Raw genomic sequence first — 11,057 nt, 5'->3', positions numbered from 1 at the left:
GGGCAGGTTTGTGCTGGGGCAGGTTTGTGCTGGGGCAGGTTTGTGCTGGGGCAGGTTTGTGCTGGGGCAGGTTTGTGCTGGGGCAGGTTTGTGCTGGGGCAGGTTTGTGCTGGGGCAGGTTTGTGCTTAATTAAAAAAAGATATCAAAGTAAGTATCAGGAACAAATAAATGATAAACAATGCCTTCTTCGCTCAATGTGAAAGAAGCCGAACCATTGACAGAGACAGGAACAATTTTTTCTAGTACAGTACTGCCAAAACAGGCTTTTTGATCGTGAGAGAGAATGGTTCCTGATTCAAAATGTTCATTCCAAGTGATGAGGAGTTGCATTTTTTCATCCACTTTTTTGTGGATTTCACAGCGTACAAAGACTCTGCCCTTTTCTTGGGAGAGGGCACCAAAAGACAGAGAATTGACAATTAGTTCATGAAAAGCCAAACCAATATGTAAAGCCGCATTGGGAAAAAGATAAGGGTCTACGCCTTCAAGCGAAAAACGTTCTGTGTCTTTCATCAAATAGCCCAATGCTTGCGTTTGTACCAATTCGCGAAATTGGGCTCCACGCCAATCAGAATCAGTGATAAGATCTTGAGAATGCGAAAGAGAATGAAGGCGACCTTGAAATTTGCGTAAAAAAATTGGTAACGATTCCGTATAGCGTGCCGTTTGGCTGGCAATGCTTTGAATGATAGCAAGGAGATTTTTAGAACGATGGCTCACTTCTCGAAGCAGAACTTTTAATACTTGTTCCCGCCGACGTAATCCTGAAATATCAACGCCCGTGGTGATAATACCAATAATGTCTCCACTCTCATTACGGTGACAATCAATAGAAAATTTATACCATATCGCTTGTTTGCTCGTATCTTCAAAGCGCGCTTCAATGGTTTGCATTTTGCCGGTGGCTAAAACCTGCAATTTAATGGTTTCCATATTATCAGCAATATCAAGCGAAAAAAAATCACTATCTCGACAGCCTACACGCCATTTGTTATGCAAATGCTGCGGTAAGTTTTCTGCCCATAAATAGAACAAATTGGTTGTCTGATATAATACACAAATATCAGCACCACGAATCGCTTGCATGAGAGCGCTTAAATGCGATTTATCCATTGGCGGTTTGGCAAAGGGCGTAACAATCATAATGGAGATGTTACTCTGTTCTAAGCCGCTTTGCACGCATTCTCTTGAAAGAATAAAGCCTGCGAAATAAGCGCTTTGACCATATCTGGATTAAAAGGTTTGGTCACTAAAAAAGTTGGCTCGGGACGCTCGCCTGTCAATAGTCTTTCAGGAAATGCCGTGATAAAAATGACTGGAATAGGGTCATTTTGCAAAATGTCATTAACCGCATCAATACCCGAACTGTTATCGGCTAATTGAATATCAGCCAAAATTAAACGGGGTTTTTCCTTATGATACAAAAGGACAGCTTCATCACGGGTGCGTGCTATACCCACAACCTGATGACCAAGACTCTCTACCATTTGTTCAATATCGAGCGCAATAAGAGGCTCATCTTCAATAATCATAACTTGCGTGGCTATTTGTTGAGAAATATCCGTCGATGCTTGGCTGAGAAGCTTGCGGAACTCTTTTGCATCAAGTGACATGATTTCACTGGCTTCTTGTTCATTAAAGCCTTCCACGGCAATCAATAAAAAAGCTTGGCGTGCACGTGGTGTTAAATAGGATAATTTCGCACTGGTTTTTTGTTCAAGACCAAATTGTGGGAGCGGTTCTGGGATATTAGGAGTGGTTTGGTCAAAAAGATGGCAAAAAAGCCAATAGGTCCCAATCCGGTCACTGGATTTTTGCGGAAAAATCGAAATATCTGCAATCAGTGCTTCTAACATTGCTGATACATAAGCATCGCCAGAAGATTGGCTTCCGGTAACAGAGCGGGCAAAACGCCGAAGATAGGGAAGATGTGGTGCGATGCGCGTGGATAATGACATGTCTTATAACTCCTTCTGACCTTTGCAGTACTTTGCTGGTTGAAATCTTTGAGCGATGAAAAAGTTCCTCTCTTCGTATGGAACTTTTTACAGACAACTATATTTACAACCATAGAGCGAAAATATTCTTGGCACTACTGACATTATATGGATTAGGGGGATAAAAAATGAACGACCGTGATGAAAAAAATCTCACCAATCACTTCACTCTTGGAGATGACATTCTCGGCGTTAATAGCGAAATAGCACGAAAATTACGCCAGTTTTACATGGAAATTCAGGAAGAGGCACTGCCAAGGCGTTTGTTGGAGCTTTTGGATAGACTGGAGCGTGCAGAGCAATTTGCTTTAAATAATGCGGAAAAGGTGTAAACCTTTATGGCGGAGGGTGTGAAAAAATTTAAACAGGAACTCCTTTTGGTCCTCCCAGCTTTACGAGCTTTCGCACTTTCTTTAAGTGGTAAGCATGATAAAGCAGAAGATTTGGTCCAAGATACCATTATGAAGGCGTGGGCAAAGCAGGAGAGCTTTGAAATGGGCACCAATCTTAAGGCTTGGCTTTTTACAATCTTGCGCAATGAATTTTATAGCCAAATGCGTAAAAAAGGAAGAGAAGTTCAGGATAGTGATGGGGTATTTACCCAAAATGTTGCGGTTCATCCTGCGCAATATGGATCGCTTGATTTGCAAGATTTCAAAAAAGCCTTAAATATGCTCTCCCCTGATCAAAGAGAAGCCATTATTCTTATTGGGGCATCAGGGTTTTCTTATGAAGATGCTGCTGCTATTTGTGGCTGTGCTGTGGGTACAATTAAAAGCCGTGTCAGTCGAGCACGTAATCGCTTACAGGAACTTCTTAAAGTAAATGGTGAATCTGATTATGGACCCGATGCTTATTCGGCAGGGGCTACATTGTGTTCATTTAACGGCTAAAAAGGTATAATAATTATGATTAATAGCCTTGTTTTTTTTATTCTCGTTATAGCTATTACAGTAAAGTCAGTATCTGAGGCAGTTCAGAAATTTGCTCTGTAACCTTCGGAAAACAAGGAAAGCCTGTATGAAACTTTCTCACGGGTTTTTTGTATTAGGTTCCATAAGAGTGACTTCCTTTATGCTGAAAAATGACGATTTTCAGGTTCGCCGATGGAAATTCTATGACAACAAAGACGAATTTGCTTCCTAAAAATCCCTCTTCTGATGCAAGTATCTCAAGCTGGCGTTGGCTGGCAATTATTGTTTCTCTTGTGATGGCTCTTTTGGCTTCTGCTTTTATTATGTTGCTCTCAAATGCCGTTGATCGAGAAGTTGCACAGTTGAATACAAGTTCAGAATTGCGTGAACAGGCCGATTTGGTGCTTATTAATTTAATCGATATGGCTATCGCTGATCGTAGCTACGCAAAAACCCGAAAGCCAGAAGATAAAGCACATTTTGAACATGCGGCACGAGAACTCCAAGATATTCTCGATTATACAGAGCTTATTGTTTATGCACATCCGCAATGGTATGAGTGGTTTACGGCTTTTAAAAAGGAAGTCGAAGCACGAAAGGCTTTTATGAATGCTCATATGCACGCCCTTGATGCGCTGCCTGATCAAGCTGCTCAGCCTGCCGATTTTTTAGAAATTTCTAGGATTCCGGTAGCACGTTTAGCACAATTAATGACAAGCTTTATTAATGGTGATGATGTGGTGCGACAAAAACAGCGCGAGGGGATCGCATTTATGCGTGCCGCTTTAACATTGGCCGCCATTGTTTCTGTCGTGAGTACTTTTATTTCTGCTTATTTTGTCATTAATCGTTTTCGCCGCGATATACGCTCTTTAAAAATGTATCAATTGTTGCTGCATAGCGAAAATGCTGCGCTCGAAGCACGGGTCAAAGAGCGGACACAAGAATTGGAAAATGCACGCAATCATGCCGAAAAAGAACGACAACGTGTGGAAATGTTATTACAGGATGCAAGCCACCGTATTGGCAATTCTCTTGGTACGGTATCTTCTTTGTTGGGGCTACAATTAAATCGCAGCAAAAATGAAGAAGTACGTTCTGTGCTTGGGGCTGCACGCGACCGTATCCAAACAATCTCTACAGCACATCGCCGCTTGCGCTTGAGCGATGATATGGAAACAACTCTCTTGGCAGAGTTTCTAAGCTCCGTGGTGCATGATGTTGAATTGGCTGTTCCTTTTGAATTGCGTGAAAATATCACCATTCATACGAACTTTAAAGATTGTCGCCTCTCTTCAAGAGACGCCACAACACTTGGAATTATTCTTGGTGAATTGCTGACAAATTCCTTAAAACACGCTTTTCCTGATCATCGTGCCGGTCATATTTATATCTCATTTGGCCCTCAGCCAAATGGACAATTGATGCTTATTGTCGAAGATGATGGCGTGGGTATGAAAAGCCAAACTTCAAAGCAAAAAACTGGTCTTGGCCGTTTGGTGGTGGAGCAGCTTTGTATGCAATTTGGTGAAAAACCTCTTTTTGAAACTTCTGCTTTGGGAGGAACAAAAATTGTTATTCCTTTGCCAAAACTCAATACAGGTGGTGCAAAGGATACATCCCCCCACAAAGAGAAACCTTAAGAATCTCTTTGTTTGTTAAGCTTGAAAGCAAAAACGCCTTTATAGATTACTACAACTGTTCGAAAGGGACTTGTTTGCTCCATTGAGCCCTAAATCCTCAAGCAAAACTGGTTTGCCTGTTATTCCGTTATAAGCTTTGACGTGAATGTTTTTTCCTTGCACGTGCATCAGATAGTAGTCGCCATTAAAAAGTGCTCCTGCTGTGTATACGGGAATATTTCCAAAGACTGTGTCATTTTTTGCTCGGCAATAGGCGCGGTAATGCTTATGCCCTACAAAAATGGCTTTGACATTATGACGTGTAATGAGGGATTTAAAGACAGAAAGACTTTTCGCATTTTGGGGGTGAATAAAATGCGAATCATTATCCCACAAATAAGGACGTCCATCATGAAAATTGAGAATGGTCACTTTCCCCCTTTTATCAGCCGCTGCTAAATCTTTTTTCAGCCAACCCAGAGCTGTTGTTATTCTTACTTTCATATGACCATCAGATAAATGTGCAGTGTAAGTTGGATAATTGTGCAGCTGTACATAGTGAATATCGCCATAATCCCATGAATAGCTTAAACTCCCAGTAACGAAATGATGAGCCGTTTCAGAATGAAGGAGCCTACGAGAAGTTACATGTTTATTAAATGCAGGTAAAGAACTGCTATATTTCTTGAGTTCTTGCAGCATTCTTTTTACAGCACTTATCGCACAGGCATCTTTTGAAAGATTTGTTATCGGTATCATACAATCGCGAACATTGTTAGCATAATCGTGATTGCCTAGTCCTTCATAGACAGGATAAACTAAGCTTTTATAGATATCTGCATAGTCTTGATAGGTCTGGAGGCGGCCAAACTCTGTTAAATCGCCGTTGATGATAGAAAATGCAGCTGCGTGGGATTCTATTGCACTGGCGACATTTCTATTTGCCTTTAGCCATGGTTTTCTGTTGCTGTACGCATTAGGATCACCAGAATTCAAACGCCATGCTTGCGGATCGGCTGCTATGACAACGCTATAATTGCCTACGGGGGCCTTTCTTTTTACATACCAAATTGTTCTCGCGTTACTACCTTCTCCCTCCATCCGTTCAAAATAATAATCTTTGTTGCTCGAGGTAGCAGAATATTCATGGGGACCACTATAGGGATTATACCAGCGAAATTTTAATATCGTTCCATCATCTACGACTCTATATTTAACCCATCCCCCAGCGCCAAAAAGCCAAGCATTCGATGTTGTGGCCGCTTTTCCTACAAAGCCTGCTGCAATTGTTTCTGAGGGCCCAGTATTCCCCCAATATTTACCACTTTTCCACTGTCCACGCTCTACAGCTTTGTCAATTAATACCATAGAAGTCGGTGGATTGGTCAGCTCATTGACGATGTATACATCTGTTGAACGATCATCAAAGGCCATTCGTTCTGGTTTTGGTAATTTGTCAACAAAGCTGCGCCTTGTTTCGTGGGTTACAGAAAGATTTTGTGCCTGAGACATAAAAGGCTTTACACAAACGAAGAGGGTCAAAAAAAATGCTGTAATGATTCTCTCTTTGTTTTCCATAAAATATCGTCCAAAACTAAAATAACTTCAGAGAATATTCGATAGGGGTGATATCGTAACAAATGTTATATTCATTTTTTATAAATTATGCTCTTCTTTTTCTAGATCATCTCATTTCTTTGAAAGAAAGCTGAACTTGATAACAATTAGACCACTGCATGAAGGCAACATTATTCAATGTACGCACTTGTTTGTAAGCGATATTTCAATCCTCACTTCTCCTACAACAAACTACGAGCAAGAAAATGAAAACAAAGCTTTATGACTTTTGTGTGATGTATCTTTTAATCAATAACAGATTTGATCATCAAGTATGCGGTTTATGTGAAGCTTGAGAGAGTGCGGTAAGCTTTAACATGTGAGAGTTTTGCTCTGTGCTTTGAAAAAATAATGCTTTTTGTAGAATGCTTTTGCTATCTGTATAAAATAGTACCGAAAAATTTGTCATGCGGTTCTCAGCTAGATGAACAATTGATCTTTATTGTAAGAGATAATGGTGCTGATCATGAAAAGCCGAACTTTAGAACAAAAGACCAAAACTTGGCCGTTTGAGTGTGAAACGGCGACAGTTTGCTGAGTCCCTTTTTTGAAGCGATGGTTTTAAGGAGTACAAAGATTGTTGTTTCTTTTACCCCAAATTCCCTAAAAAGAGGGCAAAAGAAACAGCCCTTACCTCTTCAAAGTGATTTTAAAACCCTTTCTGTTCAATAATCTTGAAAGGAAAAATGCTTTTATAAATTACTACAACTTTCAAAGAATTCCGTGTTGGTACCTATCTCACCCAAATCCTCAATCAAAGTGGGGTTTCCTGTTATACCATTATAAGCTTTAACATGAATATTTTTTCCCTCTACCTCAATGAGGTAATAGTCTCCTCTAAAGAGTGCTCCTGATGTATAGACTGGAATATTTCCAAAGACTTTATCATCCTGTGAACGGCAAAAGCTTTGATAATGCGTATGACCAGCAAAGATTGCTTTGACATTATGAGAGGTAATGATTGATTTAAAGATCGATAGATTTTGAATATTTTGGGGTTTAATAAAATGTGAAGAACTATTCGGAAAAAATGCATTTGCGTCGTGGAAGTTTATAATTGTAATTTTCCCTCTCATATCCGCTGCAGCTAAATCTTTTTTTAGCCAATCCAAAGCGCTTTTAACTTGAATAACACTATCGCTTTGTTTTAGATTAACCGTATAAGTTGGATAATTGTGAAGTTGTACGTAATGAATATCTCCATAATCCCATGAGTAAGCAAAACTTCCTTCTATAGAGCGAATAGATTTGTTAGAAGCGTCACTCAACTGTGTAATATCTTGATTGAAATGCGGCAGCTCATCACTGTATTTTTTGATTTCTTTGATCATTCTAAAGACAGCCTCTATAGCACATGCATCACCTGAAGAATTTTTCTCTTCAGGAATCATACAATGACCAACATTATTCGCATAATCATGATTGCCAAGCCCTTCATAAACAGGAGCAGCAAGATTTTTGTAGATATTGGTATAATCTTCGTAGGTTTCTTTACGGCCATATTCTGTTAAATCACCATTGACAATGAAAAAGTCTGCTTTGTGTGATTCGAGTGCTTGGGCAACTTTCTCATTTCTCTTGAGCCACAGTACTTTGTTTTTTTCACTATGAGGATTACCATAATCCAAGCTCTATGCTTGTGGATCGGACATAATGATAGCGGCATAGTTTTTTTGAGAAATTTTCTTTGAGCTGTTTGAAGATATTTTGGCGTTATTATCAGTGTTGATGCCACTGGTTGATTGATGTTTTAAATCTCTAAATTGGATTTTTGATTTTGTCCTATCACGGGGTGTATTGGGAATTTCTTTTTCTCCTCCAGCAACACAATTTGTATAACTTAATATTGCTAAAGAAATAACACTTATTATTTTATATTTGATTTTCATCAAGTTAAGACCCTCAATTATTAGACATTCTTATATTATAAACACCTATAAAATATAATATAAGATTTTTTTTAAGGCAATATTTTAAACAATATGTTTTTTATAAAGTCTTTTTTATCAAATAGAATTTATATTGTATTTTTAAAATCTGATAGATTTTAAAAATTTCTGGGGTCATTTTCATTATTCGAAGTGCTTTATTTTGTTTAGCGCATATCTTAAAATGATCTTTTGCCCTTTTTTGTTGAGAGTTCTCTTTTTTTGATGATGGTTTGTGGAGAAATAAAATTCTGTTGATAAGACTGAAAAAAGTTAAACAATGCAATGAATAAGAGATGAGATTACGTCATTATTAGCGAGGGGAAACTTGCAAGATGAGATAAAAGGCTTTTTGTGTAGGGCTGCTTGCTTGGTTCTTTCAAATTTTCTTTTATGGAGCAATTTCATAGGGTACAGGTAGCCTCTTTGCGGGCATTGCTATGCTTTTTTGAGGTGGCATGTGCGGGAAAAGCTTTAAACCCGACATGTCTTGAGAAAAGAACCTTTGTTGACAGGCTGATTTAAGAAGCATCACTTGATGGTGTTGGTGGGCTGTTTAACAGAGAATCAATATTGTTTTTTTCCTCTAGGAATGTTTGTAGATCTTGATTGGTCAAAGCTTTGCTGTTGGGGATACGAATGCGCATAGGATCAACTTTTACGCCATTGACAATGATTTCAAAATGACAATGGGGACCGGTTGCCATTCCTGTTGTTCCAACATAGCCAATGATTTGTCCTTGTCGGACTTTTACACCTGGTTTGATCTCAGGGGCATAACGACTTTGGTGCGAATAGCTGCTGATATATCCATTGCTATGTTGAATTTCCGTATGGTTTCCATACCCCCCTGTTACGCCTACTTTTGTGACAATACCATCTCCCACAGCAATAATAGGTGATCCTTTAGGTGCTACCCAATCAACACCTGTATGCATGCGAACATAACCTAAAATAGGGTGTTTGCGTGGTCCAAAAGGAGAGCCGAAAATACCATTGGGGGTGGGTTTGCGCAGCAAAAAGGGTTTAGAGCTTTTGCCTTCTGAATCGTAGTAATCCACGCTGCCATTTTTTGATTGATAACGGTAGTATTTATAGGTAGTATTGCCAAAAGTGACACTAATATAACGAATTTCAGGATCTGTGTTTGTCGGTGCTCCGGTTATTTTAGGGTTCTTTTTGCCATTTTGGCTTTCTTTGTTATTTTTTGCTGTCTCACTTTGTTGGGGAATGGCATAAAATATTTCCAACTGATCGGTTGGTGTTATGCGGCTTTTCATATCAATGTTGGTGGCAAGCAAACGAATGAGATACTGAGAGAGAGATTGTGAAACATTATGACTAAGCAATGCCGTGTAAAGTGCATCATAAACCGTTGGTAATTGAGCACTACTAACATAAGAATGGGGAATACCATTCTGAAAAGCTGTTTTCAAAACGTGCGACATTGTGGGCTCTGTACTTTCAACAAATTGCCCTTTGTCATTAAGGGCAATGGTGAGAAGGTGATATTTGCCTTGATAAATACTGACCCGTACCAGAAGATCTTCTTCTCCAGCTTGCGTGACGATCCCAATGCGTAAAAGGCTTCCCTCTTTAAGGGTATCTGAATGATGCAATTTTGTTAAAGTGCTTACAACCTGTTCAATTTGTTGTTTTGTGTAGTTAGTATCTTTAAAAACATCGATTATCTTTTGTTTTTTGCGAATAGGAAGAATATCTTCCGCATAGTTTTTCGTGAGGTCAATGCGACGATTTTGTGGGGAAATGGTCACATTTTCTTGAATAATACGAACCTCAGGAGTATCTGTAAACTGGGAAGGTGAGGACAAATCTTCTAATTTTAAAGGATCAATGAAGGTTAGAAGTGAAAGGAGTTCGTCGTTTTTTTCCAAAGCAAAGCCAGCTTTTTTTAATTCTTGTTGTACTTCATCATCTGTTAGGGCATCTGTATCATCAAAATTGACTTGATCAATGATAAAATTATAATTGCGTAGGGTTATTGGGGTTTCTACTTTTGCTCCATAAATATGTCCAGAATCTTGTGATGTGACAGTTTGAATTTTCGAATCACTGACGAACATATTTAAAGAATCAAATTTAGGATAACTATATTTGTGTGGGCGGTCTTCAGCTAAAGCCATACGAATCCATTCAAACTGCTGTGTCTTAATGACTTTTTCTTCGCCCTTTTTTTGTACAATGGATAATTCAAATTGGCGCTTGCTATCAAAGCTTTGCCGTGCATGTGTGGGAGCAATACGATCACTTTTATAGCCATTGGCATCAGTGTCTTGTGTTTGTAAGAGGTTGTCTAGCCTAAACCATTGTGGAGGTGTGACCAAGCGTTGCTGCCCATCGAGTGCTGCAAAAAGTGCAATTCCCATCAGAACGCAGGAAGTAATTCCTGTCAGAACTGTTCCTGTGAGCCAACGGGCAGAAACTTGTCTACGAGCAGGGCGCAAGCGTTTTACGACAAGAGCGGGGTCTTGCCCAGGATCATTTTTCTGTTGTTCATTCTCCCACATGAATTTTTAGAGTACTTTTCACATTTAAATTATAAGATCAAATTAAATCATAAAGGGCTAGCATAGCTTGGTGTATTTCTACAAGAATTTGATTTTTTATGGCTGATAGTGCAAATTCTTCAACTTAATACAGCTATGACTTTATTCCATCATAATAGCGGAGAACGGCAGAAGAGCAATAACAGTGTTGGATTTAGGCAGATAAAAGCCATAAAATACTCTGTTGATTTGCCAAATTTACTTTATTTGTAAAGGTTATAAGCTTGTTTTCTGTCGCCTCTTTGCAAAAGATATTGAAGGCCAATTTGTTTATAAAAAATAAGTAGAAAATATTTTTATAGAAAGTATAAAAATGATATTGACTCTTTAGTGTTAAGGGTTCTATATAGCGTTCGTTGACGAGGGCAGTTTCTGCTAGCGATGGTTGGTTTTGTCCTTGTATTTGCATTA

The 11,057-nt window shown here is 39.0% G+C and carries 9 protein-coding genes; 3 read left to right on the top strand and 6 right to left on the bottom strand.

Features of this window, described 5'->3' with window-relative positions; translation table 11 throughout:
- Positions 1-130: 130 nt before the first annotated feature.
- Both ABD909_RS07500 and ABD909_RS07495 read right to left on the bottom strand, forming a co-directional pair.
- Positions 131-1,144, bottom strand: coding sequence for a PAS domain-containing sensor histidine kinase (locus tag ABD909_RS07500; RefSeq protein WP_345097313.1), 1,014 nt, complete (start codon positions 1,142-1,144; stop codon positions 131-133).
- 20 nt (positions 1,145-1,164) lie between these two features.
- Positions 1,165-1,959 (bottom strand): response regulator, encoded by a 795-nt coding sequence (locus ABD909_RS07495; RefSeq protein WP_345097312.1) that lies wholly within the window; start codon positions 1,957-1,959, stop codon positions 1,165-1,167.
- 167 nt (positions 1,960-2,126) lie between these two features.
- On the opposite strand from ABD909_RS07495, the gene ABD909_RS07490 reads away from it, so the two are divergent.
- The 3 genes from ABD909_RS07490 (at position 2,127) to ABD909_RS07480 (ending at position 4,555) form a co-directional block, all read left to right on the top strand.
- Positions 2,127-2,330, top strand: a complete 204-nt coding sequence (locus ABD909_RS07490; RefSeq protein WP_345097311.1) for a NepR family anti-sigma factor — start codon at positions 2,127-2,129, stop codon at positions 2,328-2,330.
- 6 nt (positions 2,331-2,336) lie between these two features.
- A complete protein-coding gene (locus ABD909_RS07485) occupies positions 2,337-2,891 on the top strand; it encodes an RNA polymerase sigma factor (RefSeq protein ID WP_345097310.1) in 555 nt (184 codons plus the stop codon).
- Between the two features lie 224 nt (positions 2,892-3,115).
- Positions 3,116-4,555 (top strand): sensor histidine kinase, encoded by a 1,440-nt coding sequence (locus ABD909_RS07480; RefSeq protein ID WP_345097309.1) that lies wholly within the window; start codon positions 3,116-3,118, stop codon positions 4,553-4,555.
- A gap of 39 nt (positions 4,556-4,594) precedes the next feature.
- Here the strand turns inward: ABD909_RS07480 and ABD909_RS07475 are convergent, their stop codons facing one another.
- From ABD909_RS07475 to ABD909_RS07465, 4 genes are all read right to left on the bottom strand, one after another.
- Positions 4,595-6,046 (bottom strand): metallophosphoesterase, encoded by a 1,452-nt coding sequence (locus ABD909_RS07475; RefSeq protein WP_345097308.1) that lies wholly within the window; start codon positions 6,044-6,046, stop codon positions 4,595-4,597.
- Between the two features lie 797 nt (positions 6,047-6,843).
- Positions 6,844-7,779 (bottom strand): metallophosphoesterase, encoded by a 936-nt coding sequence (locus tag ABD909_RS07470; RefSeq protein WP_425547963.1) that lies wholly within the window; start codon positions 7,777-7,779, stop codon positions 6,844-6,846.
- A gap of 3 nt (positions 7,780-7,782) precedes the next feature.
- Complete coding sequence (locus tag ABD909_RS08620) at positions 7,783-8,043, bottom strand: hypothetical protein (RefSeq protein ID WP_425547962.1); 261 nt, start codon at positions 8,041-8,043, stop codon at positions 7,783-7,785.
- Between the two features lie 557 nt (positions 8,044-8,600).
- Complete coding sequence (locus ABD909_RS07465; protein ID WP_345097307.1) at positions 8,601-10,607, bottom strand: M23 family metallopeptidase; 2,007 nt, start codon at positions 10,605-10,607, stop codon at positions 8,601-8,603.
- Between the last annotated feature and the right edge of the window lie 450 nt (positions 10,608-11,057).

The sequence above is a fragment of the Bartonella acomydis genome (assembly GCF_039543025.1).
GTDB lineage: Bacteria > Pseudomonadota > Alphaproteobacteria > Rhizobiales > Rhizobiaceae > Bartonella > Bartonella acomydis.
Note: the sequence above shows the minus strand (reverse complement) of the source record. Positions and strands in the feature narration are given on the sequence as shown.

Coding starts and splice junctions, on each gene's coding strand:
- ABD909_RS07500 (WP_345097313.1), bottom strand. CDS start 1,144: ATGATTGTTACGCCCTTTGCCAAACCGCCAATGGATAAATCGCATTTA.
- ABD909_RS07495 (WP_345097312.1), bottom strand. CDS start 1,959: ATGTCATTATCCACGCGCATCGCACCACATCTTCCCTATCTTCGGCGT.
- ABD909_RS07490 (WP_345097311.1), top strand. CDS start 2,127: ATGAACGACCGTGATGAAAAAAATCTCACCAATCACTTCACTCTTGGA.
- ABD909_RS07485 (WP_345097310.1), top strand. CDS start 2,337: ATGGCGGAGGGTGTGAAAAAATTTAAACAGGAACTCCTTTTGGTCCTC.
- ABD909_RS07480 (WP_345097309.1), top strand. CDS start 3,116: ATGACAACAAAGACGAATTTGCTTCCTAAAAATCCCTCTTCTGATGCA.
- ABD909_RS07475 (WP_345097308.1), bottom strand. CDS start 6,046: ATGTCTCAGGCACAAAATCTTTCTGTAACCCACGAAACAAGGCGCAGC.
- ABD909_RS07465 (WP_345097307.1), bottom strand. CDS start 10,607: ATGTGGGAGAATGAACAACAGAAAAATGATCCTGGGCAAGACCCCGCT.